Origin of the sequence: Phenylobacterium sp., assembly GCF_019636135.1 — a bacterium.
Lineage (GTDB): Bacteria > Pseudomonadota > Alphaproteobacteria > Caulobacterales > Caulobacteraceae > Phenylobacterium.
Genome location: NZ_JAHBYD010000017.1, coordinates 31,646 through 54,053 on the forward strand (window position 1 = coordinate 31,646; position 22,408 = coordinate 54,053).

General features: G+C 69.9%; 24 protein-coding genes. 11 read left to right on the forward strand and 13 right to left on the reverse strand.

All coding sequences use genetic code 11. From position 1 onward, the window contains the following. Positions 1–39 precede the first annotated feature (39 nt). Genes KF737_RS13045 through KF737_RS13060 form a run of 4 tightly spaced genes read right to left on the reverse strand, consistent with a single transcriptional unit; the run spans position 40 to position 6,142 of the window. Positions 40–3,291: an error-prone DNA polymerase gene (locus tag KF737_RS13045; RefSeq protein WP_296455273.1), complete on the reverse strand. Its 3,252-nt coding sequence runs from the start codon at positions 3,289–3,291 to the stop codon at positions 40–42. A gap of 56 nt (positions 3,292–3,347) precedes the next feature. Further along, positions 3,348–3,917, reverse strand: a complete 570-nt coding sequence (locus KF737_RS13050; RefSeq protein ID WP_295190492.1) for an alpha-ketoglutarate-dependent dioxygenase AlkB — start codon at positions 3,915–3,917, stop codon at positions 3,348–3,350. Between the two features lie 31 nt (positions 3,918–3,948). Next, complete coding sequence (locus tag KF737_RS13055) at positions 3,949–5,469, reverse strand: DNA polymerase Y family protein (RefSeq protein ID WP_296455277.1); 1,521 nt, start codon at positions 5,467–5,469, stop codon at positions 3,949–3,951. After that, positions 5,384–6,142, reverse strand: coding sequence for a damage-inducible protein (locus KF737_RS13060; RefSeq protein WP_295190498.1), 759 nt, complete (start codon positions 6,140–6,142; stop codon positions 5,384–5,386). Before KF737_RS13060 ends, KF737_RS13055 begins: the two co-directional genes overlap by 86 nt. Before the next feature lie 151 nt (positions 6,143–6,293). On the opposite strand from KF737_RS13060, the gene KF737_RS13065 reads away from it, so the two are divergent. Together KF737_RS13065 and KF737_RS13070 are read left to right on the forward strand one after the other, a co-directional pair. Then, entirely contained in the window at positions 6,294–6,530 is a 237-nt protein-coding gene (locus KF737_RS13065) for a DUF5961 family protein (protein WP_295190501.1), read from the forward strand. A gap of 83 nt (positions 6,531–6,613) precedes the next feature. Continuing rightward, on the forward strand, positions 6,614–7,477 hold the full coding sequence (locus KF737_RS13070) for a Ku protein (RefSeq protein ID WP_296455281.1): 864 nt from the start codon (positions 6,614–6,616) through the stop codon (positions 7,475–7,477). On the opposite strand, the gene KF737_RS13075 is transcribed toward KF737_RS13070, so the two are convergent. Then, a complete protein-coding gene (locus tag KF737_RS13075) occupies positions 7,474–7,653 on the reverse strand; it encodes a hypothetical protein (RefSeq protein WP_295190504.1) in 180 nt (59 codons plus the stop codon). The two genes, KF737_RS13070 and KF737_RS13075, sit on opposite strands and share 4 nt — an antisense overlap. 376 nt (positions 7,654–8,029) lie before the next feature. Between KF737_RS13075 and KF737_RS13080 the strand changes: the two genes are divergently transcribed. The 9 genes from KF737_RS13080 (at position 8,030) to KF737_RS13120 (ending at position 15,234) form a co-directional block, all read left to right on the forward strand. Continuing rightward, positions 8,030–8,608: an SOS response-associated peptidase gene (locus tag KF737_RS13080; RefSeq protein WP_295190510.1), complete on the forward strand. Its 579-nt coding sequence runs from the start codon at positions 8,030–8,032 to the stop codon at positions 8,606–8,608. 325 nt (positions 8,609–8,933) lie between these two features. After that, positions 8,934–9,227 carry a DUF736 domain-containing protein gene (locus KF737_RS13085; protein ID WP_295190513.1) on the forward strand — a complete coding sequence of 98 codons (294 nt, stop codon included), beginning with the start codon at positions 8,934–8,936 and terminating at the stop codon, positions 9,225–9,227. 71 nt (positions 9,228–9,298) lie between these two features. Further along, positions 9,299–10,183: a zincin-like metallopeptidase domain-containing protein gene (locus KF737_RS13090; protein WP_296455285.1), complete on the forward strand. Its 885-nt coding sequence runs from the start codon at positions 9,299–9,301 to the stop codon at positions 10,181–10,183. Positions 10,184–10,231: 48 nt separating this feature from the next. Beyond that, positions 10,232–11,026, forward strand: coding sequence for a hypothetical protein (locus KF737_RS13095; protein WP_295190519.1), 795 nt, complete (start codon positions 10,232–10,234; stop codon positions 11,024–11,026). A gap of 174 nt (positions 11,027–11,200) precedes the next feature. Further along, on the forward strand, positions 11,201–11,722 hold the full coding sequence (locus tag KF737_RS13100) for a MobC family plasmid mobilization relaxosome protein (RefSeq protein WP_296455288.1): 522 nt from the start codon (positions 11,201–11,203) through the stop codon (positions 11,720–11,722). Beyond that, positions 11,719–12,714, forward strand: a complete 996-nt coding sequence (locus KF737_RS13105) for a hypothetical protein (RefSeq protein WP_296455292.1) — start codon at positions 11,719–11,721, stop codon at positions 12,712–12,714. Before KF737_RS13100 ends, KF737_RS13105 begins: the two co-directional genes overlap by 4 nt. A gap of 75 nt (positions 12,715–12,789) precedes the next feature. Further along, positions 12,790–13,383, forward strand: a complete 594-nt coding sequence (locus KF737_RS13110; protein WP_296455295.1) for a DUF6088 family protein — start codon at positions 12,790–12,792, stop codon at positions 13,381–13,383. Then, on the forward strand, positions 13,376–14,389 hold the full coding sequence (locus KF737_RS13115; protein ID WP_296455298.1) for a nucleotidyl transferase AbiEii/AbiGii toxin family protein: 1,014 nt from the start codon (positions 13,376–13,378) through the stop codon (positions 14,387–14,389). Before KF737_RS13110 ends, KF737_RS13115 begins: the two co-directional genes overlap by 8 nt. Before the next feature lie 2 nt (positions 14,390–14,391). Further along, entirely contained in the window at positions 14,392–15,234 is an 843-nt protein-coding gene (locus KF737_RS13120) for a hypothetical protein (protein ID WP_137721979.1), read from the forward strand. Between the two features lie 11 nt (positions 15,235–15,245). On the opposite strand, the gene KF737_RS13125 is transcribed toward KF737_RS13120, so the two are convergent. The 8 genes from KF737_RS13125 to KF737_RS13160 are packed head-to-tail and all read right to left on the reverse strand — an operon-like array spanning position 15,246 to position 22,406. Continuing rightward, entirely contained in the window at positions 15,246–15,848 is a 603-nt protein-coding gene (locus KF737_RS13125) for an LPD7 domain-containing protein (protein WP_137721978.1), read from the reverse strand. Continuing rightward, a complete protein-coding gene (locus tag KF737_RS13130; RefSeq protein ID WP_296455303.1) occupies positions 15,845–17,662 on the reverse strand; it encodes a type IV secretory system conjugative DNA transfer family protein in 1,818 nt (605 codons plus the stop codon). The genes KF737_RS13125 and KF737_RS13130 overlap by 4 nt, the downstream gene beginning before the upstream one ends. After that, entirely contained in the window at positions 17,628–18,635 is a 1,008-nt protein-coding gene (virB11, locus tag KF737_RS13135; protein ID WP_296455305.1) for a P-type DNA transfer ATPase VirB11, read from the reverse strand. Before virB11 ends, KF737_RS13130 begins: the two co-directional genes overlap by 35 nt. Then, on the reverse strand, positions 18,635–19,777 hold the full coding sequence (gene virB10, locus KF737_RS13140; protein WP_296455308.1) for a type IV secretion system protein VirB10: 1,143 nt from the start codon (positions 19,775–19,777) through the stop codon (positions 18,635–18,637). Before virB10 ends, virB11 begins: the two co-directional genes overlap by 1 nt. Next, positions 19,774–20,601, reverse strand: a complete 828-nt coding sequence (locus KF737_RS13145; RefSeq protein ID WP_292044853.1) for a TrbG/VirB9 family P-type conjugative transfer protein — start codon at positions 20,599–20,601, stop codon at positions 19,774–19,776. The genes virB10 and KF737_RS13145 overlap by 4 nt, the downstream gene beginning before the upstream one ends. After that, entirely contained in the window at positions 20,598–21,281 is a 684-nt protein-coding gene (locus tag KF737_RS13150; RefSeq protein ID WP_292044851.1) for a virB8 family protein, read from the reverse strand. Before KF737_RS13150 ends, KF737_RS13145 begins: the two co-directional genes overlap by 4 nt. Then, positions 21,278–21,484: a hypothetical protein gene (locus KF737_RS13155; protein WP_292044850.1), complete on the reverse strand. Its 207-nt coding sequence runs from the start codon at positions 21,482–21,484 to the stop codon at positions 21,278–21,280. Before KF737_RS13155 ends, KF737_RS13150 begins: the two co-directional genes overlap by 4 nt. Before the next feature lies 1 nt (position 21,485). After that, positions 21,486–22,406: a type IV secretion system protein gene (locus KF737_RS13160; protein ID WP_296455320.1), complete on the reverse strand. Its 921-nt coding sequence runs from the start codon at positions 22,404–22,406 to the stop codon at positions 21,486–21,488. Positions 22,407–22,408 lie beyond the last annotated feature (2 nt).

A 22,408-nucleotide genomic window follows, 5' to 3' on the forward strand; every position in this document is an offset into this window, starting at 1 on the left:
TCCGCTGGGGGCGCTGCAGCCAATGTCCGCAGTTGGCGCCTAACGGAAATCCCGCGTCCGAGGCCGGATGGTGTCGAGGTGGAGGTCGGGGATGTAGATGTCTCGCGCCTTTGGACGGGCTTGGCGAGGGTCTGGCGCGCTGCCGTGATAGACCTCGTCGCCGCGGCCATGGGGCAGGGGGAAGGTGTCGCCTCGATCGCCGACGGAGGCGAGCAGGTCCGACCCATCATGGAGGTTGGTGGCCACGATGTGGACGACCTCGCCTTCGCGTTGCACCTTGCCGTCCACGATGAGCAGGCTTGAGGAGAGGACGACCCGGCGCCGCTGTTCGTAGAGGCTGGGCCAGATCACCAGGTTGGCGACGCCGGTTTCGTCTTCGATGGTGATGAACATCACGCCCTTGGCCGAGCCGGGCTTCTGACGGACGAGCACTAGGCCGGCGATCCGGGTCAGGCGCCGATCGCGCATAGCCGTCCCGTCGGCGCACGTCATCACATGCCGGCGCTGGAGTTCATCTCGCAGGAAGGCGAGGGGATGGTCGCGGAGGGTGAGGCCGAGGTGGGTGTAGTCCTCGACGACCTCGCGACCGGCCGTCATCGGCAGAAGGTCGGGGGCGGGTTCCTGGATTTCCGGAATCCGTTGATGCTCGCGCTCGGCGGTCGCGGTGAACAGGGGCAGGGGATCGTCGCGCAGCGCCTTGATCTCCCAGAGTGCCTCCCGGCGCTGCAGGCCGAGGCTGGGCAGGAAAGCGTCGGCCTCGGCCAGACGGGTCAGGGCTGAGACCGGCGCCTGCGCTCGCCGCCAGAGCTCGTCGATCGTCCGGAACGGCAGGTCGGCTCGACCGGAGACGAGCCGCGCCGCGTCGCCGTTGGCCAGCCCGCGGACCATGCGCAAGCCGAGACGGACTGCAAACCGGCTGTCTCGATCGGTGGGTTCGAGGGTGCAGTCCCAACGGCTGGCGTTGACGCACGCCGGCCGGATCTCGACGCCGTGTTCGCGGGCGTCCCGCACGATCTGGGCCGGGGCGTAGAAGCCCATCGGCTGGGCGTTCAGCAGGGCAGCGCAGAAGACGTCCGGGTGATGGCATTTCAGCCACGATGAGGCGTAGGCGATCAGGGCGAAGGAGGCGGCGTGGCTCTCAGGGAATCCGTAGGAGCCGAAGCCTTCCAGTTGACCGAAGGTTTTCTCGGCGAACTCGGGCGTATAGCCGCGCTCGACCATGCCGGAGACCAGCTTGTCCTTGAAGTGGCTGACGCCGCCGGTGAACTTGAAGGTCGCCATGGCGCGGCGGAGCTGGTCCGCCTCCGACGGGGTGAAGCCGGCGCATTCGATCGCCACCCGCATCGCCTGTTCTTGGAACAGGGGGACGCCGAGCGTCTTGCCCAGCACCTTCTTCAGCTCGGGTTTGGGATAGACGACCGGCTCCTTGCCTTCGCGGCGGCGGAGATAGGGATGGACCATATCGCCCTGGATCGGGCCGGGCCGGACGATCGCCACTTCGACCACCAGGTCGTAGAAGGTGCGCGGCTTGATCCGGGGCAGCATGGCCATCTGCGCCCGGCTCTCGATCTGGAAGACCCCCAGGGTGTCGGCCTTGCGGATCATCGCATAGGTCTTCGGGTCTTCGGCGGGGATGCTGGCCAGATCGAGATCGATCCCCTTGTGCTCGCGCAGCAGGTCGAGGCCGCGGCGCATGCAACTCAGCATGCCGAGCGCCAGCACATCGACCTTCATGAACTTCAGGGCGTCGATGTCGTCCTTGTCCCATTCGATCACCTGACGATCCTTCATCGCCGCCGGCTCGATGGGCACGAGATCGTCCAACCGGTCGTCGGTCAGAACGAACCCGCCGGGATGCTGGCTCAGGTGGCGCGGGAAGCCGATCAGCTGGCGCGACAGGTCCAGCGCCAGCCTTAGACGCCGGTCCTGCAGATTGAGGTTGAGCTCCTCGGCGTGCCGATCCTCGACCCCCTCTGACGAATAGCTCCAGACCTGGGACGACAGGGTCTTGATCAGGTCTTCGGTCAGGCCCAGCGCCTTGCCCACATCGCGCAGGGCGCCGCGCGAGCGGTAGCGGATGACGGTGGCGCACAGGGCGGACCGGTCCCGCCCGTAGGTCTCATAGACCCACTGGATGACCTCCTCGCGCCGCTCGTGCTCGAAGTCGACGTCGATGTCAGGCGGCTCTTTCCGCTCCTGGCTGACGAAACGCTCGAACAGCAAATCGTTACGGCCCGGGTCGATCGAGGTGATCCCGAGGACATAGCAGACGGCTGAATTGGCCGCCGACCCTCGTCCTTGGCAAAGGATTTGCCGGCTGCGGGCGAACCGGACGATGGAGTTCACCGTCAGGAAGTAGGGGGCGTAGCCGAGGCTCTCGATCAGACCAAGCTCGTGCTTGAGCGTCGCGCGGACCTTGCTCGGCACCCCCTCCGGATAGCGTTCTTCGGCGCCCTCCCAGGTGAGCTGCGTGAGAGCCTGCTGCGGCGTCAGTCCGGGCAGGGCCGCTTCCTTGGGATACTGATAGGCCAGTTCGTCGAGGTTGAACCGGCATCGGTTCGCGATCTCGACCGTGGCGACGAGCGCGTCCGGATAGCGGGAGAACAGCCGGTGCATTTCCTGGGCCCGCTTGAGGTGGCGGTCGGCGAACCGGCTGCGGCGGAAGCCCACCTCGTCGATCGTGCAGCCCTCGCGGATGCAGGTGACCACGTCCTGAAGGATGCGCCGGTCGGGGTGATGGAACAGAACGTCGTTGGTCACGACCGTTCTCACCCCATGGCGTCGGGCCGTCTCGGAAAGCTCATGGAGTCTGAGCTGGTCCCTCGGCCGCCGTCTCAGGGTCAGAGCGAGATGGGCGTCCGCGCCGAAGGCCGAAACCAGCCGCTCGAGCTGCACGTCGCACCGCCCGTCGGCGCGGTCAGGGACGAGCACGGCGACCAGACCCTCCGCGAAGGCGGCGACATCCTCCCAGCCGAGCATGCAACCGCCCTTGCCCGCGCGGCCCTTGCCCAAGGTCAGCAGCCGGCACAGACGCGCGTAGGCCGCGCGGTCCCGGGGATAGACGAGCAGGACGGTGTCGTCCTCGAGGACCAACTGGCAGCCGACGATCAGCCGCACCCCGGTGACCTTGGCCGCTTCGTGGGCCCGAACGATCCCGGCGAGGCTGTTGCGGTCGGTGATCGCCAAGGCTTCAAGGCCGCAGACGGCGGCCTGCCCGAACAATTCCTCGCAGGAACTGGCGCCGCGCAAAAAGGAGAAGTGGGACGCGCAATGGAGCTCGGCGTAGCGCATCGCGCCGATATGTTCCTTTTTTGTTCTTTTGGCGAGTCCGCATGCAAGGGGACGGGTCAGGTTCGCGTGAGCGTCCTGAAGGTCACAGAGTAGCGAAGGTCGGCGAGCGGCGGGATGCTGTGCTCCCAGTCGTGCCGGGATGGACCATCGAGCAGGTATGCGGAGCCGGGCGCCAGATCGAGGTGACGCCGCTCCCAAGCGGCGCCCGCCTTGCGGCGGAAGCGCATCCGGCAGGGTGCGCCGAACGATACGCCGATCACCTTATCGTACTGGGGTCGGTCGCGATGCCAGCCGATGCCGGCGCCGGGCGCGTATTCGGTGACGAGGGTCTGGCCGATCGACGTCGGGTCGATGGCGGCGAAGCGAGCCGCCCGGTCACGCAGATCGTGCAGGAAGAGAGGGAGCGGAGCGGCTTGGTCGAGACGGCCCCGGGTGAAGTCGTAGCGCCAGCCGAACGAGACCACCCGGCGGGCGCCCAGCCAGCCGTGGAACTCGAACGGCGCGAACGGCAGATCGGCGATGACCGCCATCAGTGGGGCCTGTTCGTCAGGCGTCACAAGCGCGGGCTCGTACCGGAGACCTTCCGGCTCGAGCGGCGATCCGAACAGATCGGTCTGCAGCGTCATGAGGGCGCAACGTGCGGGAAGGGCGCGGGTCTCATCCGAACAGGCCGTGGATGAACCAGGCCTGTGAGCCGGTCGTCGCGTCCTCGCCGTCGCCGGCGCGGAACAGCCAGAAGCGCTCGCCGGCGTCGTCCTCGACCTGGAAGTAGTCGCGGACGGCGTGCAGTTCGGCGTCGCGGCGGCGCCATTCGCCGAAGATCCGCTCCGGCCCGTCCGCGCGGACGACGCGTCGACGGATTCCGCGCCAGGTGAAGTGGGTCGGCGGATTGTCCGGCAGCAGGGCCAGGGTCTCGACGGGCTCGGGGCGGCGCAGAAGCCGGGTCGGCCGGGGCCAGTCCGGCGTCCAATCCCGGGCGGACGGCGCGGCGAGGGGCGGGACCTTGCGCATCGAGCGTTCGGGAACGTCGCTCTCCACGGGCTGCAGCCGGTAGAGACGCCGGGCGCCGATCCGGTTGGCGAGCACGTCAATCAGGTCGAACACGTCCGGCGTCGCCGTCTCCGCCAGGGCGGCCGCGCCGGGACGCCAGTCCAGCCGTTCGGCGCTCGTGGCGACGAGGATCATCCGGTCGATCCCGAACCCCGGATCGATCGTCTCGATCTTGTCGGTCAACAGGCGGGTGATCCGCGACAGATCGCGGACCGGCCGGGCTAGGCCCACGCGGACCGCCTCAAGCCGGTTGTCGACCCGATAGCAGAGCCAGTCGAGGCGACGGACGCCGAGTCCTGCGGCCTCAAGCGCGCGGCACAGATCGGCGGCCAAGGCCCCGGCGTAGCGCGCAAGCGTCTCCGGCGCGCCGATCGGTTCGGCGAAGACGCGCTCGACCCGCGGCGCTTCCGGCGCCTCGACGGGGATCAGGGGCTCCGCCGTCCGCGCATAGGCCTGATCGAGGCGGCGACCGAGATCGGGGCCGAACCGGAGCGCCAGCGGGGCGCGCGGCCGGTGGACCACGTCCGCGATCCGCTCGAACCCCATGCGCCTCAGGCCGGCGACCAGATCGTGCGGCAAGCGGAGGGCCTCGAGAGGCAGGGGGCCGATGGCCGCGTCGATCCCGCCGTCGTCCACGATCCGCAGGTCGCGGCGGAAGCGCGCGAGGGCATGGGCGGCGCCGTAGGCCGGGGCGATGGCGACTTCGGCCTGAACCCCGGCCTCGGCGAGGCGATCGACCATGTCCGCCAGCATCGCCGTCTCGCCGCCCTTCAGATGGGCGGCGCCGGTGGCGTCGATGGCGAGACCATCGGGGGGATCGGCCTGACAGACGGGCGCATACCGTCTGAGCGCCCACACGGCGAGCCGCTCGAGGGCGTCCGCGTCCCCCTGCGGGTCCGCGTCCCGCACGTCGAGACCGGGGATCAGGGCCTGCGCCTGGGTCGCGGCCTGACCCGGGCGGGCGCCCGCCTGCAGGGCGGCGGCGTTGGCGGCGGTCACGACCCGGCGCCGCCCGACGCGGCCCACGAGGACCAGCGGCTGGTCAGGCGGCGGCGCGTCGTTCCCGAGCTGACGACGCAGTCGATCGACGGACCAGTTCGGCAGGTAGAGCGAGACGACCCGTCTCATCACAGGCTTCCAGGGTGAATTCCGCGGCCTCCGCGCCGCGACAACGGAGAAGTTCAACAAACCACCGCGCCCGGCCGACGCCGGGCACGGGTAGGGGAGAGGAGGGCGAAGGGCTGACCCGCCAGCGGGTGACGGCGGCGGTCGGTTGGCCGAACTCGGCGGCGTCGGCGGCGCGGCACCACCGCCGGATCGCGAGGGCGAGCGCGCCCGAGGTCTCCGCCGCCAGCTGCAGCCGTCGCGAGGCGGTCATGCTGAGCCGCGCCGTCTCGGCAACGACCGTGCCGAGCCCGCCGTGCCGCAGGCCCTCCTCGAAACAGGCCATGAGGCTGGGCTCGTCGCCCGCCTCGACATAGATCACCCGGTCTGGCCCGAGCCCCGCCTGGCTGAGCGCCGGCGCGAACAGGTCCGGGCGGGTCACGCACCAGAGCACCTGACCGGGTCGGCGCGCGGCGATCCCGGCGGCGAAGAGCGCCGCCGCGGCGCCGTCAACCGCGCCGTCTCCGCCGCCCGCGACCTCGTGCAGGGCGCCAAGCGCCAGACCGCCGCCGGGGAGAACCGCGTCGAGCGGCGCTACGCCGAAAGGCAAAGTCTCGCCGGCCGGCCGCCCGTCTTGTTCGAGCGCGCGAATGCGCGCCCTGAGGGTTTCGAGCTCGGCGGAAGGCCGGGCATGCATATCGGCCTCCCGTGGTTCTACGTCATAAATGTTCCCGAAACGTTCTGGTTCTCATTTCGTGGCGGAGTCAACGGGGCAGGCGCCTTATCCCCGGACGAATCGCGGTGAATCCTTTCGGCTGGTTTCGCGTTTGGACGTCCAAGGAGATCCGATGACCGATCCTGAGCAGCACCGCTATTTCGCCTGGGCCGACGGCGTCGGCCGGGGCCATGGCCATGTCGTGGAAGCGACCAGCTACGAAGCGGCTGCGGTCGGCTACACCGAGCTCTATGCGCCGCCGGTCGATGGCGACGGCGAAATCCGCATCTTCGTGACGGGTATCGACGACGGCCAGGAGCATTGCTTCACAGTCGATCTAAGCGTCGGCGAAGCCGAGCCCTGCGACTGACCCGAGATGCCGGAGCGAATCACCCCGCTCGGTGTTGAGTCGAGTCTTGGCGGGCCGGACGGGCCCGTGCGGAGACTTCGACGATGGCCTACAGGCCCACATGGCAGGGACACCTGCGTCTGTCCCTGGTGATCTGCCCGGTGGCGCTCTACACCGCCACCAGTTCGGGCGGCGACGTCCATTTCAACCTGATCAACCCGGCGACCAACAACCGGATCAAGATGGTCACCACGGACCCGGAGACGGGGCCCGTCGAACGGTCCTCGCTGGTGAAGGGCTACGCCGTGGCCAAGGACGAATACATCTTGCTGACCGACGAGGAGATTAAATCGGTCAAGCTCGAGAGCACCAAGACGATCGACATCGAGCGCTTCGTCCCGGAGGACGAGATCGACCGGGTCTATTGGGACAATCCCTACTACCTCGCGCCGGCCGGCGGGATCGCCGAGGAGGCGTTCGGCGTCATCCGCGAAGCCATGCGATCCGAGGGCAAGATCGCCCTGGGTCGCGTCGTGCTTTCCACGCGGGAGCGCCTTCTGGCGCTCGAACCGCGCGGCAAGGGCATTCTGGCTTATTCGTTGCGCACCCGCGACGAGGTGCGTGACACGCGCGACGTCTTCGGCGCGATCTCGGACAAGGCGCCCGATCCGGCGATGATCGACATCGCGCGGCGGATCATCGAGCAGCAGGCGGGCCCGTTCGACCCCGACCAGTTCGTGGATCGCTACGAGGAAGCGCTGAAGGCTCTGATCGCCTCCAAGCAAAGGGGGCAGGCGCCGGTCCGCTCCGCCGAGCCCGACGACACGGAGGTGGGCGACCTGATGGCGGCGCTGCGCACCAGCCTAAAGGGGCCCGCGCCGCGCTCGGGCGGTCGGGCGCGAGCCCCGGGCCGCGCCGCATCGACGACGAAGCCCGCGCGCACGCAGGCCCGTCGCCGGGCGGGCTAGTGACGGCGGTCGCCCTTGTCGCCCTGACCGGGCCGCGACACCGTCTTGGCCTGGCGCTTCTGATCTTGAGCCGACGCCTTGCCGACATCGACCTGCTCGTCGAAGCGGCCCTCGTCGTCGCGGCGGACGTATCGCTTGTCGCCCGGCGTCGGTTCGATCAGTTCACGTTTGGACATGGTCGTCTCCCTTCGATGGAGAAGAATCCGCGCTGGCGAGTCGGGTTCCGTGAGTCACCCCGTCACGCCGGACGGCCGCTACCTCGTCGTCCGGGGCCGTCTCTGGCGATGTTCGGACCCGTCGTTGTCGCCGACCGACCGGCAGAGGTGGGTCGACGCCTTGATGAACGCGCGTCGCGCGGTGCGCAGCGCTCTGCGGAAGTATGATGATCAGGCGCTTCGCGACGCCCGAAGCGCGGTGCGGACGGCCAAGGAAGCGTTGGGAGAGCGGGGTCCGCCCTGGTGGACGGACGGCGCAGTGGACGTGAACCGCAGAATGGCGGTCAATACCGTCTACGCCGATTGGTACAAGCGACTCGGGGAAACGTGACGCGCCATGTGCAACGAGTTCCAGCTCGTCCTGCCGTTTGACGACGTGATCGAGACCTTCAACCGCACCGGGGATCCGCTGACCTTTCCGGGCGGCATGCCGAACTTCGGACCGGCGGCGTCGATCCGGATCGGCGATCGGGTGCCGATCATCACCCTGGGCGGCGGCGGCCCGCAACTCGTCACCACGCCCTGGGCGTGGCGATCGCCGCAGGGACCGCCCGTGTTCAACTTCCGCTCGGATGGCCGCTCCTTCGCCAACTCGATGCGCTGCCTGATCCCGGCGGACGGTTTCTTCGAGTTCACCGACCCCGAACCGGGCCAGAAGCGAAAGACGAAATGGCGCTTCACCCTCGCGGGCGAGCGGCTTTTCTGGGTCGCGGGCCTGGTGAAGGACGGCGCCTTCGCCATGCTGACCACCGAGCCGGGACCGGATATCGCGCCCTATCACAACCGGCAGATCGTCGTGCTGCGTCCCGAGGAAGGCGCGGCCTGGCTCCACCTCCAGAAGCCCGAAGGCGAGCTGCTGCGGGCGCTTCCAGCCGGATCGCTTGATGTCGAAAAGGTCTTCCCGGCGGCGGCCTGATCCAGAGGGAGGGGAGGTTGAGCGGCCGGGGGATGGTCGCGCTCTGCCGGGGACTGCCGGGGCGGGCCGTGTCTGCTCCAGCACGCGCCAGCCGGCGCGGCCTCTCGAGGGGCGGATCTGACCGAAGTCGGTCCGGCTCGGCGCAACCGCGCGTTCGACTTTCTTCCCCGGCCTGACGACCTCCTCGCGGAACAAGAAACTCGCCCTTGCGGTCCTCCGCTGCGCTGCGGGGCTCCTGCGGTCGCCTGCGCGCCGTCCCGCCATCGGCCTCCCGATCGCCATCGAGGCCGCGGCAGGCGTGGCCCGACAGCAAGGAGAGACTGACATGGCCACCATCGGCACCTTCACCGCCCAGGGCGACGGCTACACCGGCTCGATCAAGACCCTGACCCTCAATGTTCGCCAGGCCGTGCTGCGGCCGAATGAGAAGAGCGACGACAAGGCCCCGGACTACCGGATCTTCGCCGGCGCCACCGAGTTCGGGGCGGCCTGGAAGAAGACGAGCCAGCAGAACCGCGAATACCTCTCGGTCAAGCTCGACGATCCCAGCTTCCCTGCCCCGATCTACGCCTCCCTGGTCGAGGTCGACGGCGGGCACAGCCTGATCTGGTCCCGCTGACCTGAAGCCGCGGCGGCGCGGGCGACGCGCCGCCGCTTCCTTCCCTTCCATCCGTTTCCAAGGAGGCCGCCATGTCGCGCCCCGCCGATCCCGCACGTCCGGATGTCTACACCCGGATCACCCAGACGATCATCACCCACCTCGAGGCCGGCGTCCGGCCCTGGACCCAGCCCTGGCGCGCCGGCGGCCCCGTCAGTCGACCGCTTCGCCATGACGGCACGCCCTACACCGGCATCAACGTCGTCCTACTCTGGTCTGAAGCAGTCGACCGGGGCTACACCGCCTCCACATGGATGACCTTTCGCCAGGCGCTCGCGCTCGGCGGCTGCGTCCGGAAGGGCGAGCGCGGGTCCATCGTGGTCTACGCCAACCAGCTGTTGCGCGCCGACACCGACGAGGCCGGAGAGGACATCGAACGGCGAATCCCTTTTCTCAAGGCCTATACGGTCTTCAACGCCGAGCAGATCGACGGTCTTGGGAAAGACCACGCCCCGGCGGTACCGGCGGCGTTGAATCCGGATGACCGCATCCGGCGGGTCGACGCCTTCTTCAGCCGGTGCGGGGCCGACATTCGTCACGGCGGAGGCTGCGCCTACTACGCGCCCGGTCCCGACTACGTGCAGATGCCGCCGTTCGAGAGCTTCGTGGACGCCGACGGCTACTACGCCACCCTCGCGCACGAGTTGACCCATTGGACCCGCCACTCGAGCCGGCTCGATAGGGACCTCGGTCGGCAGCGTCACGGCGATGCGGGCTACGCTAGGGAGGAATTGGTCGCCGAACTCGGCGCCGCCTTACTTTGCGCCGATCTCGGCCTCGCGCTCGAACCCCGCGAGGACCACGCCGCCTATATCGCGTCATGGCTGAAGGTACTCCGGGACGACAGGCGGTTCATCGTCTCGGCGGCGGCTCACGCGCAACGGGCGGTGACCTGGCTCCACGAGCAGTCAGGCTGAGGCCGCCGGACTCGACAGAACGGCGTGGCGGTTCCAAATCGCCAGGCCATGACCACCACGCCTGCCCGACGCAAGCTCGCCCTAGATGAACTGAAGGCCGCCCTGCAGGCCCGCTCGCATGCCTCCGTCGTTCATTACGCCTGCGAGGGTTTCGACCGGCCCGACGGGCGGATCGCCGCGATCGCCGTGCGCAACCTCGGCAACGGCGCCAGCACCTTGTTCGACGTGACGTCCCGGCTGCCGTCGGGGATGACGCCCAAGTCCGCGCCGCCCGCGGTGCTGGACCGTGCCGAACTGGCGATGTTGGAGGCTTTCGATCTTTTCCTGCAGGGCCATCCGCACCACCATTGGCTCCACTGGAACATGCGCGACGCGACCTTCGGCTTCGACGCCCTGCACCGCCGTCAGCGTGCGCTCGGCGGGACGCCCGGACCGCTTCCGCCTCCGTCGTTTCGCATCGACCTCGCCTCCCGGATGTTCGACCTCTACGGGGATCGCTACGCCGCGCCGCCCAGTCGTCTCGAGACGCTGGCGGCCCGCAACGGCTTGAGCATGGCCAACCTGATCAAGGGCGCCGAGCAGGGCGAGCGGGTGACGCGTGGCGACTACCGGCCGGTAGAGCGGTCGCTCCTGAACCGCGTCGATCTGCTCTATTCGATCGCGATCAAGGCGACGGAGGGCACGCTCAAAACGGACGCGCGCTGGTACGACGGCATCGGCGGGCTCGGACAGCTGATGCATTGGCTGAAAGAGCATCCGGTCTATCTGGCGGTCACGATCGGCGGCGGCGTTCTCGCGGTCGTCGCCACGCTGCTGAAGATCTGGGACCTCTGGCCTTGGTGATCTGAGGCTCTCCGAAACCGCCCGGCTGGGGCGCCCTTCAGGGCGGCGGGCGAGCGACCGGCGTCGGTCGCCGAGGGGAGGGCGGGCAGCACCGGAGGCCTACGGGGCGAGGGCGGTGACGGTCTAGGGCAGGATAGGCTTTGCGCCGGCAATGTCTGACAGACCCGCTCTCCCATGGACCGCCTCACCCTCCGCGTTTCGCCCGATCTGATCCGCCGGTTCGACGCCGCCGCGGCCGGTCAGGGCGGACGCTCGCGGCTTCTCCGGAGGCTCATGGACGGTGCCGCTCAGGCGTCCCTACCAGCTCCGGAGGACGCGCCGCCGACGGCGAGGTCGGGCAAGTTGACCCTGCGTCTGGGCGAAGCGGACCTGCGTCTCCTGGAGCGCGAGGCGGCGGCGACGGGCCTGTCGCGAACCCAGTGGAGCGTGGCGCTCATCCGTCGTCGCCTGCACGATCGGCCCCAGTTCGGCCGGCCCGACGCCCTGGCCCTGATCGAGGTGCGCCGCGAGCTCAGGCGGATCGGCGTGAACATCAACCAGATCGCCCGCGCGCTGAACACGGCCGTGATGGAGGGCGCGGTGCTGGATCTGGAATTGGCCCAACTCGGCGCCTTTCAGGCTGAGATCTCCGCCTGGGTCGAGGCGCTCGGCGAGGCCTTCGAGGGCAATCTCGCCTACTGGGCGCCGGCGTCTTGACCGACTTCCGGCCGTCACGCGGGTTCGAGGAGGTGCTGCGTCCGCCGGTCGAAATCCGGCGCGCCCGGATCACGCCTGCGGTGCTGCGTCCGTCTCGCGGGGACGGCGGAAATCCGTCCGTCCGGTTCGCGCGGGTGGCGCGCCGCGTACCCGAGGTGATGGTGAAGATCACCGGACGAACCCGGGACGGCGCTCATCTGAAGGCGCACCTGGACTACATCAGCCGCAACGGCGCATTGGCGCTGGAAGGGCCCGACGGAGAGCGGCTGGACGGCCGGGGGCCGGTGCGAGAGCTGGCGCGCGACTGGGCCGAGGAGTTCGCGCTTGAGCCGGGGCGCAGGCGTGACGCCTCGATCACCCTCTCGATCGTGCTGAGCATGCCGGCCGGGACCGACGCCGCCCGTCTGCAGGACGCGGCGAGGGCCTTTGCGGCCGGGACGTTCGGCGAGCGCTTTTCATACGTCTTCGCTCTGCATGATGAAGGCCGACATCCGCACGTCCATCTGACGGTGCGAAGATTGGGGCGGGACGGCGAGCGGTTGAATCCCCGCAAGGCCGACCTGCAGGTTTGGCGGGAAGACTTCGCGCGCGCCCTTCGCGACCGGTCGGTCGAGGCCGAGGCGACGCCGCGCCGGACGCGGGGCGTCACTCGCAAGGCCGAGCGCATCCCGGTGCGCAAGATGCGAGAGCGGTTCGCGGCGGGGCAGGGGCCATTGCCCGAAGTGCTCGCCGCCGCCTATCGGGCCGCGCTCACGGCAGGCGGCGGCGAAGCGCCCTGGCTGGACGCGATCCGGATACGCGAGCTGGCCATCCGGCGGACCCTGGTGGCCGAGGCCCTGCGTTTGTCGCGATCGGAGCAGCCCCGGGATCGCGCGCTCGCGGCTCTGGTGGAGCGGTTCGTGCGGGAACGGCCGGCGCCGATGACTCGGGATCAGGCGCTGCGACAGGGACGGGAGGCTTGGCGCGATGTCGGCCGGACGCGTGACCGATAGGTCGGACATTGCAGGTGGGGCGTCGCGTTTGCGAAGTGTCAGAAGTTGACCTATATTTCTGACGCAGAGGTTATGATGCAAACACTCGCCGATCAGATCATGGAGCGCGCCTCGACGCTGCCGGAAGGCGCGCCGATCGCCGCCAAGGCGTTGCTGCATCTGGGCAGCCGCGCCGCGGTGGACCAGGCCCTGTCGCGGCTGGTGCGCCGGGGGCGGCTGCTGCGCGCCAGTCGCGGCGTCTACATGCGCCCGTTGGAAAGCCGGTTCGGCACCCGCACGCCCTCGATCGAAAAGGTGGTGCGCGCCGTCAGCGAGCAGCGTGGCGAGGTCGTCGCCTCCAACGGGGCGGCGGCGGCCAATGCCCTCGGCCTGACCACCCAGGTGCCTATCCGCATGGTCTATCTGACCAACGGCAAGAGCCGTATCTTCAGCGTCGGCAAGCAGACGGTGGAGTTCCAGCACGCGCCCGCATGGCAGCTGCTCCTGGCCGATCGTCCCGCCGGCGAGGCGGTTCGCGCCCTGGCCTGGCTCGGGCCGGAGAAGGCCGGAACAGCGCTCGAAACCCTGAAGCGCAAGCTGGGCCCTTCGGCGTTCGGAGAGCTGGTGTCCGTCGGGCCACGTCTGCCGACGTGGCTGGCGCGTTCGGTGAGCCAGGCGGCGCATGTCTGATGTCTTCCTGCAGCTGTCCGCCGAGGACCGGATCGAGGCGCTCGCGACGGCGGCGGCCGAGTCGGGCCGTCCCGCGCACCTGCTGGAGAAGGACGTCTGGGTCGTGTGGGCGCTTCGGGCCCTGTTCGAGGCGCCGCTGGGCGAGGCGCTGGTCTTCAAGGGCGGCACGTCCCTGTCCAAGGCCTATGACGTCATCCAGCGCTTCTCCGAAGACATCGACCTGACCTATGACATCCGTCGGCTCCTTCCGGACCTGGCCGATGCGCCCGAAGACCCCGTGCCGGAAACCCGCGCCGAGGAGCGGCGTTGGTCGCGCGACGTTCAGCGGCTGTTGCCGCTCTGGGTCGAGGGCGAGGTCCGGCCGATGCTCGAGGCGCGCCTGGCCGCTGACGGCGTCGCCGCCGGGGTACGGATCGAGGGCGCCAAGGCCTTCGTGGACTATGCCCCGACCAGCACCGGCACGGGCTATGTCTCGCCCAGCGTGATGCTCGAGTTCGGGGCCCGCGCGACCGGCGAACCGAGCGCGCCGCGTCCGGTGGTCTGCGATGCGGCCGCTCATCTGCCGGGGGTGGCGTTCCCGATCACCACGCCGCGGGTGATGGCCGCCGAACGAACCTTCTGGGAGAAGGCCACCGCGGCCCATGTCTATTGCGTCCAGGGTCGCCTGCGCGGGGATCGCTTCTCGCGTCACTGGCACGATCTCGCCCGTCTGGACGCCGCCGGTTTCGCGGCGACGGCGATCATCGATCGCGCGGTCGCCGAGGCGGTCGCGCGGCACAAGGCGATGTTCTTCCGCGAGACCGCCGACGGGGTGGAGATCGACTACGGTCGGGCGGCCGCCGGCGGTCTTCAGTTGAAGCCGGGAGGCGCGTCCCTGGAGGCCCTGGGCGAGGACTATCGCCGGATGGTCGAGGACGGTCTGCTGGAGGTGGACGCCGAACCGTTCGAGGCCTTGATGGAGACCTGTGCGGATCTCGCCCGGCGCGCCAACGCCGCGGCGGCCTGACCATGACCTATGCCGCCATCGAGCAGGAGGCGATCCTGCTGAAGGCCGTCTGGGACATGATCGACGACATGGTCAATTTCGAGATCTTCCAGTACCCGGTGACCTCCCGGCCGACCAATCTGGTGTTCGAGTCCGGCTCGCACAAACGGGTCTTCGCGATCCTTCTGGCGGACTTTCTGGCCCAGCCGAAACCCTCGGCCCTGCCGTTCGCCTTCGCGCCGTCGGGCCAAGCTTCGCGCGAAACCGACCGGACCTATCTCTTCTACCTCGAGGCCATCGGCCGCCAGCCGCAACTCGGTCCCGACGCCTCGGGGCTGGCGGCGGCGGCCTCGGCCTTCGCCGACTGGCTGAACGCCGAGTGCTACTGTCCGGCCGTCTGGCTTTCCGAACTGGATCTGTCCCTGGACCTGCGCGTCTCACGGATCTGGCTGCTGAAGGTGGTCGGGGACGCCAACAAGCACAACTTTTCACGGCTGGGCGAGCGGGTGAAACAGATCCGCAAGATGCTCGCCCGGCACGGCCACGATATCGATGAGGGCAGGGTTTACCGCACCCTTCCTGACTTCCACCACTGGTTCTACAGGGACGTCTTCTCCTATCACGCCAGTACCATCGCGGAGTTCCTGGACCAGATCCGGCGGGCCCTGTTCGACTATCTGTCGCCGGAATATGCGCGGGCCTGGCGGCGCGGCGATCGGTTCGACGGCGACTACAGCTTCGACGTCCCGACGGAGATCCGCGATCCTCTGGCGCTCGGCATGTACTGGGACCTGATGAACCTGAAGCGGGGCGGCCTTGCGTTTCCGGCCTTCAAGGTCTCGCCCTACCTAAAGAACCAGTTCTAGACGGGACGCCGCTAACGCTGCCGGTCGCGTCCACGCGCCGGTTCCCGCTCCGTCGGGCGGGAGCGGCCTGCGCGCGCCCAGGCGGCCTCGAGCAGGCGTGTCTGGATTGCGGCGTCAGGGACCAGGCGCGCCACGACGATGGCGGCCTTCGCCAAACGCTCGCCGAGCGCGTCGTGCGCCTTCGCGGTTTCGGCGTCTCGCCGGGGCGACGGACGGTCGAGGCCGGCGGCCTGGCGATCCCGCTCTCGCGGTCGATGGCCCTGCACCTCCAGCCCCAAGGCCTGGGCCTGGATCCAGACCTCGCGCCGGAAGGCCGGGTCGCCGGACACCCGAACCTTATCCCAGCCGCGGTGGCGGGCGATCTTGAGCATGTCGACGACCGCGTCCGGATAGGCCTGGCTGGAGACGAGCGACCTGCCTTGATCGCGGAACATCGGCTCGGACGCGCGATGATCGCGGAAGAAGCGTTCCGGTCGGCCCCGCAGGTCGCGCTCGACCAGATAGCGATCGAGCACCGCCTCCGGCACATCGCCCTTGGCGGTCGAACGCCGCGACCCGGTCGGGCCCGGCGCGGGACCGAGGCGGTTGGACGGGGCGGCGTCGGGCGTCTTCATGGCTCGCGCTCCAGCACGGCCGTATCGACGACCCGATCCAGCCAGGCGCCGACGGCGCTCTCATCCGCCCCGGCTGGAGGCGGCGGCAGGCCTTCGGCGGCGAAGGCCCGGGCGATGACGTCGAAATCCATCGGATCCTCCTCTGGAACAGGAGGCTCGTTCGGCGCGGCGATGGGAGCCAGGTCGGGGGCGGGCCGCAGCCGGCGCTGGAAGACGCGCTCCCGGAAGTAGGCGATCTTCCGGCCCCGCACCGGCGGCAGGCCGGCCTTCAGCACGATCAGGGCCGATTGCGGGAGCTGCATCAGCTCCTGGGGCAGCATCAGCGCCCGGCGCTGGTCGGACACGGTCGTGCTGCGGCGACCCTGGCTCAGTCCCGTCGGCCGGCTGCGGCTGCGGCCGTCCGTCGTATAGGCGCCCAGCCGATCGCTGAGCTCCTGGGCGATCTTCAGCTCCTTGGGCGCGAAGACGATCTCGACCCCGCAGTTGGTCATCACCTCCTCGGCCACGTCCGGGCCGTAGATGGCCCTCAGCTGGGACGGGCTCTGAAGCACCGCGAGCAGCCGCAGACCGTAGCCGGCGACCCAGGCGAAGGCGTGTGCCAGCACCGGCGCGGGTCCGAGACGGGCGAACTCGTCGAGCACGATCAGGGCGGGTCGGTCGGCGGGGCCGGGCAGGGCGCGGCTGTTCAGGTCGACCAGCTGCTGGAAGAGCAGCGCATAGAGCGGCTGGATGCGCAGCATGTTGTCCGGCGTGGCGCCCAGATAGAGGGAGAGCCGGCCGCCGCGCAGGTCGCGCAGGTCGAAGTCCGAGGCGGAGGTGGCGGCGTCGACCCGGGGATTGAGCCAGAGCCCCATCCGGGTCGTGATCGACTGGCGCACCGAAGCGAAGGTGTTCTCGCTGGAGCCGGTGAAGTCGGTGAGCGCCGCCACGACCGGGCCGGGCAGGGGGCGGCCCTCTTGTTCCCGGGCCGCGATGATCCGGGGCAGGCGGCCGCGGGCGTCTCCGGCGGTCAGCTGGCGGAAGATTTCACCCAGGGTGAAGGGCCGTTCGGGCGTGGCCGCGACATAGCCGCCGACGCCGATGAACCCCGTCCGGGCCGCCTCCGCCCAGAAGGGATCGGCCCGCTCGTGAACCGGAAACAGCATCACCGCCATGCGCTGCAGCTCGTCCAGTACCGCGATCGGGTCGGCGCGATCGACATGGCCGAGCGGATTGAACCGCGCCGTGCGGCCGTCCCGCGCCAGAGGATCGAACAGGTGTACGATCTGGCCGGCCTCGGCGCGATAGCCCGCCGTGGCGAGGAAGTTCTCACGCTTGATATCCAGCACGACCACGGAGTCCGGCCAGGCCAGGAGGTTGGGGATGACCACGCCGACCCCCTTGCCGGTGCGGGTGGGCGCGTAGAGCATGACGTGCTCGGGCCCATCGGCGATGAGGAAGCCGCCGTCGGCCCGGCCGAGGAGGACGCCGCGGTCGGCCCGCAGACCCGCGCGCCGCTGTTCGGACCCGGAGGCCCAGCGGGCGGCGCCGTGCAGGGGGCGGCGTCGGGAGAGCAGGATCGCCGCGACGAGAACCCCGCCGAGCAGAGCCGAGACCGAGACGCCGACGGTCAGCCAGCGCCGCACCTCCGGGTCCTGTCGGTAGTACCAGAACCAGCCGGGGACACGGGCGGGGTCGAGGTCGCCGGAGACCTGGCCCAGACCGATCAGGGCAATGAGGGCGGCGAGGGCGGCCAGCAGACTCAAGGCGGCCAGGCCGCCGAGGGCGGCGACCGCCGCCCTAGCCCCCGGGCTGGCGCTTGCGAACCGGGTCATGCCAGACCTCCGTCATCCGAAAGCGCCCGTCGACCTTCTTCATCTGGATGACGACGTCGACGAGCAGATGCAGCAGGGCGCGGATGTCCTCGCGCGGCAGGTCGCGCCCGCCTTCGGATTCCCGCACCAGCAGGGTGAGCTGTTCGAAGGCCAGGGCGGCGGAATCCGCGTGCACCGTGGTGATCGAGCCCGGGTGTCCCGAGTTGACGTTGCGCAGATAGAAGAAGGCCGTGCCGTCGCGGAGCTCCTGAAGCAGGATGCGGTCCGGCCGCATGCGCAGGGCGCTTTCCAGAAGCTGTTTCGGGCCGATCCGGGCCAGGCCCTGACCGTCCTTGGAATAGACCAGATGGACGACGTTGCGGTGCGGCACCACGAACTCGCGAGTGTCCTCGATGGTCAGCAGCCGCTCGTGGTCCGGGATCAGCTCGATCAGCCCCTTGGCCAGGGTCGTCTTGCCCGAGCCGGTCGCGCCGGAGATCAGGATGTTGCGCCGGGCGGTGACCGCCAGGGTCAGAAAGCCGGGCCAGTCGCCCGCCTGCCGCAAACGGACCAGTTCGGCGTCTACGAGATCCGTGGCGTCCGTCTGGGCGTCGGCGACCTCGTCGAACAAGCCGGCCGCCGCGAACGCCTTCAGTCCCAGACGTCGCCGCGACGGCTTTCTCAGGGTCAGGGAAAGACCCCCGTCCGCCGCCACCGGCGGCAGGACGATCTGGCAGCGCACCTCGCCGGGCAGGGTGGTTGAGCAGATCGGCTGCTCGGGGCCGACGTCCTGACGGGTGTAGGCCGCGGCGGCCACCGCCAGGGTGCGCAGCCAGGCCTCGGTCAGTTCGGGCGCCTCGGTCCACTGCCAGGCCCCGTCCGCCTCGACCCCCACCTCGCCCGGTCGGTTGATGACGACCTCGGTCACGGCCGCCGGCTCCAGGAAGGGGCGCAGCGGCGCAAGGTAATGATCCAGGACCGAGGTGTCGTCCATCAGCGGGACCGCAGCCGATAGACTCCGGCGAAATCCAGGTCCTGCGCGACGAAGATCGACACTTCCGCGCCCTGGCCCTTGCGCAGCGTCGGCGGGATCTCGACCGAGCCCTGTAGGGCGACGCTGGCGGCGTCCAACGGCACGCGCGCCAGGGAGGAGGCGCCTTCGCCTTGGCCTGCGGCGGCGTAAACGCCGTCGTCGACGATGGAGAGCAGCAGCGCCCCGCCGAACCGGTCCCAGAAATGGGTGTCGACCACGCCGTCGAACCCCGACCGGCCGAGAGCGTCGGCGGCGGGCGAGGCGAGGGCGACGGCGACCCCCGTTGGCGTCACCGCCCGGGTCCAGAGCACAAACAGCCGGCGGCGGCCCTGTTGGAGACCGCCGCGGTATTCTCCCAGAACCCGGGTGCCGCGCTCCATCAACACCACGGCGCCGTTGTCGGACCAGACGTCGCGCGGCAGGACGCAGGTGACATAGCCGGGCGTGGTGCTGTCCAGGGCCGTCTGCAGGACACAGGGCACGCTGGTTCCGGCGGTGACCAGCAGATTGCGGTCGGGCAGGCGGCCAGCGCGGGTCTGGCCCACGGGCGTGAGTTGACGGAGCTGGTCGAGCGACGTCGGTTCGCCTAGAGGCGTCGGGGTCGTCGGGGTCGTCGGCGTCGTCGGGATCGGCGGCGGGCCGGGCTGGCGGCCGGCCCGGCTATAGGCGAGCACGGGCGCCCGCCGGGCGCTTTCGGCCAGGGCGCGCCGCTGTTCCGCGGGACCGGGGCCGGAACGGGGCGGTGCTTCACCCCGGGGCGCGACTTCCAGGGGCGGGATGGCATCTTCGTCGCTCAAGACCGGCGCATCCGGATCGAAGGCGGCCTCGCTGAGCAGGGGCGGCGGCTCGCGACGGGCGGGCTCGAACGGCGTCGTCTGCCGGGCGGGCTCGTCGCGACGCGACGGTTCGCTGCCCTCGGCGTCGCCGCGATCCCAACTGGCGATCAGGAAGACGCCGCAGCCGACGGCCAGAGCGGCCAGGGTTATGACCTTGCCCTGCCGTCCGCCGAACCGCCCGGCGATCGGCGAGATCCCGCGATCGCCGGGCGCGGCGGGCGGAGGCGGCGGCCCGTCAATGGGCGGCATGGAATCGGGCGCGGTCATGACCGGCCTCCGAGGGGGGCGCGGTCAACGGCCGGAGAGGCCGTGCCCGTACCCACCGCGACGCCGCGCGCGTCATAGGCGTCGTTGAACAGGCACAGGACCGACTGCCCCCGCCGCAGCCGCAGGCCGCGCGTCACGCCGTGTATGACGACGAACTCGCCGCGGACGTCATAGGGGATAAGCCGTTCCGAGCCGTCGTCGCCGACCTCGAACACGGCCGGCAGGGGTTGGACGCCGGGGAAGCGCAGCACGGTGAAACGGCCGTTGTCGCTGACCTCGCTCGGCTGCAGAGCGGCGTCGCCCTGGGCCGACCAGGCGAGATTGCGGATCCCTTCAACCACGCCGCGCTCCAGCTCCAGCCCGATGAGGCGCTGCTCCACCGCCTCGGCCTGGACGGCCAGCGCCCGTGCCGCCTCGGCTTGGTCGTCGGCCGGGTAGCGGAACCGGACCTGATAGGCGATCGCGGTCCGATCACCGGGCTCGCGGGCGACGAGCTCGAAGGCGTAGTGGCGGATCGCGCCGGCGCGCTCGGTGACGACAAGGAGGTTGGTCGCCTGATGGCGTTCGCGCGGCTTGAGGAAGAGCACCGACCCCTCGGCGGCGACCTCCCAGGCGACGCTGTCGCCGATGGCGGCGTGACGGATCGTCTCCTCGGGCGAGAAGACGATCTGGGTCGCCGTGCGGAAGGCCCCGGCGATCCGGTAGACGGCGGCCGGATCATAGGCGAGCTCGCGGATGCGCGGGTCCTGAGGCGTCTGCGCCGCGACCGGGCATGCGAGGGCGAGGCCGGCGGCCAGGCAAAGGACGGCGAGGGGACGTTTCATCGGATGACCTCCGGATCGGCGCGGTAGGAGGTCACCTGGAAGCCGAGGGGATTCCTCAGCCGGTCCGGTTCCGACATCGGCGCGCGGGTGTAGGTGAAGGCGATGGTGGCGATCCAGTCGCTCTCCACCGTCTGCTGGGCCTGGCGGACCGTTCGGTGGAAGCGGACGTTGGCGACGCCGTCGTTAATGAAGCCGATGGCGCGGATCGAGATGACGGCCTCGCCGTCGCGGCCGTAGACGTTCTGCGGGCTGTCGGGATTGGAGCCGCGGAACAGATCAGCCCAGCGCCGCTGTTCGGCCGGCGCCGACAGAATGGAGACCAGACGGAACGCGTCCTCGGCGGCCGGATCGAGGTAGCCCTCGCGCTGGCGCACATATTGGCCGAGGAAATATTTGCTGACGGCCTCGTCGTAGCGGACCGGCCCGTCCTCGGCCGAGAGGCCACGCACGACGTCGACCGCGCCGGTCGTCCGGTCCACCCGGATGACGAAGGGTTCGGTGGACTTCAGCGGCGTCAGCATCGCCACCGCGCCGGTCGCGATCACCGCCAGACCCGTGGCCGTGGCCGCTATCGACCAGGCGAGCCGGCGCGACCGGAGCGCCGAGGCCAGGCGGTCCTGGTCCCAGCGCCGCGCTTCGGTGAAGTAGCGCTTCAGCTCGGAGGAGGGGACGCCGCTCATGCGCAGCCTCCCGTTCCGGCGTCGGGGCCGGCATCGACGGCGGCCTCGGCCGATCGTGGTCCGGCCTGGGGCGCGAGCACCGAGCCGTGGGGATTGGCCGGTCGCCGGGCCGAGCCGTCGCAGGTCGGCAGGGCCGGATCGCTCTGGTGGGCGCAGCCGCCCAACAGCATCAGGCCGGCGAACAGGAGGGAGCGATAGATCATGTCAGGCGCCTCTCGGTCGGATGGAGCCGCCGCCCCTGGGCGGTTGGCGGCTGGCTTCTTGCGGACCCTGGGCGCGGCCCGAGCCGCTCCCGCCCAGGGCCGCGGCGTTGGCGAAGTCGGCGAGGCCGGCGCTGGCGCCGCCCGCGATGCCGGCGGCGATGGCCGGGGTCTGAAGGAAGAAGATCGCCCCCAGCAGGCACAGGGCGATGAAGATCAGCCCGCCGATCATCGGGTCGGCCCCCTGGATCGCGCCCCACTGGTCGCGCACGAGCGACAGGACGAGCTGGAAGATGACGATGATCAGGGCGAACAGGACGAGATAGTTCACCGCCTGGCTGAGCCAGCCGAAGAAGAAGCGGCGGGTCGCATCGAACAGGGCGCAGGCGATGAAGATGGGGCCGAGGGTGACGAGCAGGGCCAGGGCCAGCTTGGCCACCAGCACCACGCCGAAGCCGAGGGCGGCGGCCAGGGCGCCGATGATGAAGACGGCGGCCGAGACCACCCAAGGGCCCGGATTGAAGGCGGAGCCCTCACGCGAGATGTCCTCGCCCAGCCAAGCCGCATAGGCGAAGAACTGGTCGAAGGCCGCGCCGACGCTGGGGGTGTCCGCGCCGCTGACCGCCCGGGTCAGGGCGTTGGGCAGGCCGGTGAACAGCGGTTCGGTGACGAAGGTGGAATAGGCGGCCGTGGTCGCCAGCAGATAGAGGAAGGCGAGCTTCAGCGAGCGGACCGCGAAGTCCATCACCGGCTCGCTGATCGCCCCCCTGAGGATGGCGACGCCGTAGAGCACGACATAGAGGACCAGGGCGATGCGCAGCGGGCCCTCGACCTCGGCGATCACCGACGACAGGCGGTCGCCGAGGAAGACGTTGAGCCGTTCGTCGATGAAGTCGTAGCTGGGCTCGAAGACGCGAAAGCTCATCG

What these genes read in the sequence shown, in the direction of transcription:
- KF737_RS13120 (WP_137721979.1), top strand. Translation starts at nt 14,392, where the DNA reads ATGACCTATGCCGCCATCGAGCAGGAGGCGATCCTGCTGAAGGCCGTC.
- KF737_RS13085 (WP_295190513.1), top strand. Translation starts at nt 8,934, where the DNA reads ATGGCCACCATCGGCACCTTCACCGCCCAGGGCGACGGCTACACCGGC.
- KF737_RS13080 (WP_295190510.1), top strand. Translation starts at nt 8,030, where the DNA reads ATGTGCAACGAGTTCCAGCTCGTCCTGCCGTTTGACGACGTGATCGAG.
- KF737_RS13095 (WP_295190519.1), top strand. Translation starts at nt 10,232, where the DNA reads ATGACCACCACGCCTGCCCGACGCAAGCTCGCCCTAGATGAACTGAAG.
- KF737_RS13050 (WP_295190492.1), bottom strand. Translation starts at nt 3,917, where the DNA reads ATGACGCTGCAGACCGATCTGTTCGGATCGCCGCTCGAGCCGGAAGGT.
- virB10 (WP_296455308.1), bottom strand. Translation starts at nt 19,777, where the DNA reads ATGACCGCGCCCGATTCCATGCCGCCCATTGACGGGCCGCCGCCTCCG.
- KF737_RS13160 (WP_296455320.1), bottom strand. Translation starts at nt 22,406, where the DNA reads ATGAGCTTTCGCGTCTTCGAGCCCAGCTACGACTTCATCGACGAACGG.
- KF737_RS13060 (WP_295190498.1), bottom strand. Translation starts at nt 6,142, where the DNA reads ATGCATGCCCGGCCTTCCGCCGAGCTCGAAACCCTCAGGGCGCGCATT.
- KF737_RS13155 (WP_292044850.1), bottom strand. Translation starts at nt 21,484, where the DNA reads ATGATCTATCGCTCCCTCCTGTTCGCCGGCCTGATGCTGTTGGGCGGC.
- KF737_RS13090 (WP_296455285.1), top strand. Translation starts at nt 9,299, where the DNA reads ATGTCGCGCCCCGCCGATCCCGCACGTCCGGATGTCTACACCCGGATC.
- KF737_RS13145 (WP_292044853.1), bottom strand. Translation starts at nt 20,601, where the DNA reads ATGAAACGTCCCCTCGCCGTCCTTTGCCTGGCCGCCGGCCTCGCCCTC.
- virB11 (WP_296455305.1), bottom strand. Translation starts at nt 18,635, where the DNA reads ATGGACGACACCTCGGTCCTGGATCATTACCTTGCGCCGCTGCGCCCC.
- KF737_RS13070 (WP_296455281.1), top strand. Translation starts at nt 6,614, where the DNA reads ATGGCCTACAGGCCCACATGGCAGGGACACCTGCGTCTGTCCCTGGTG.
- KF737_RS13065 (WP_295190501.1), top strand. Translation starts at nt 6,294, where the DNA reads ATGACCGATCCTGAGCAGCACCGCTATTTCGCCTGGGCCGACGGCGTC.
- KF737_RS13115 (WP_296455298.1), top strand. Translation starts at nt 13,376, where the DNA reads ATGTCTGATGTCTTCCTGCAGCTGTCCGCCGAGGACCGGATCGAGGCG.
- KF737_RS13125 (WP_137721978.1), bottom strand. Translation starts at nt 15,848, where the DNA reads ATGAAGACGCCCGACGCCGCCCCGTCCAACCGCCTCGGTCCCGCGCCG.
- KF737_RS13055 (WP_296455277.1), bottom strand. Translation starts at nt 5,469, where the DNA reads ATGAGACGGGTCGTCTCGCTCTACCTGCCGAACTGGTCCGTCGATCGA.
- KF737_RS13075 (WP_295190504.1), bottom strand. Translation starts at nt 7,653, where the DNA reads ATGTCCAAACGTGAACTGATCGAACCGACGCCGGGCGACAAGCGATAC.
- KF737_RS13045 (WP_296455273.1), bottom strand. Translation starts at nt 3,291, where the DNA reads ATGCGCTACGCCGAGCTCCATTGCGCGTCCCACTTCTCCTTTTTGCGC.
- KF737_RS13130 (WP_296455303.1), bottom strand. Translation starts at nt 17,662, where the DNA reads ATGACCCGGTTCGCAAGCGCCAGCCCGGGGGCTAGGGCGGCGGTCGCC.
- KF737_RS13110 (WP_296455295.1), top strand. Translation starts at nt 12,790, where the DNA reads ATGCAAACACTCGCCGATCAGATCATGGAGCGCGCCTCGACGCTGCCG.
- KF737_RS13100 (WP_296455288.1), top strand. Translation starts at nt 11,201, where the DNA reads ATGGACCGCCTCACCCTCCGCGTTTCGCCCGATCTGATCCGCCGGTTC.
- KF737_RS13150 (WP_292044851.1), bottom strand. Translation starts at nt 21,281, where the DNA reads ATGAGCGGCGTCCCCTCCTCCGAGCTGAAGCGCTACTTCACCGAAGCG.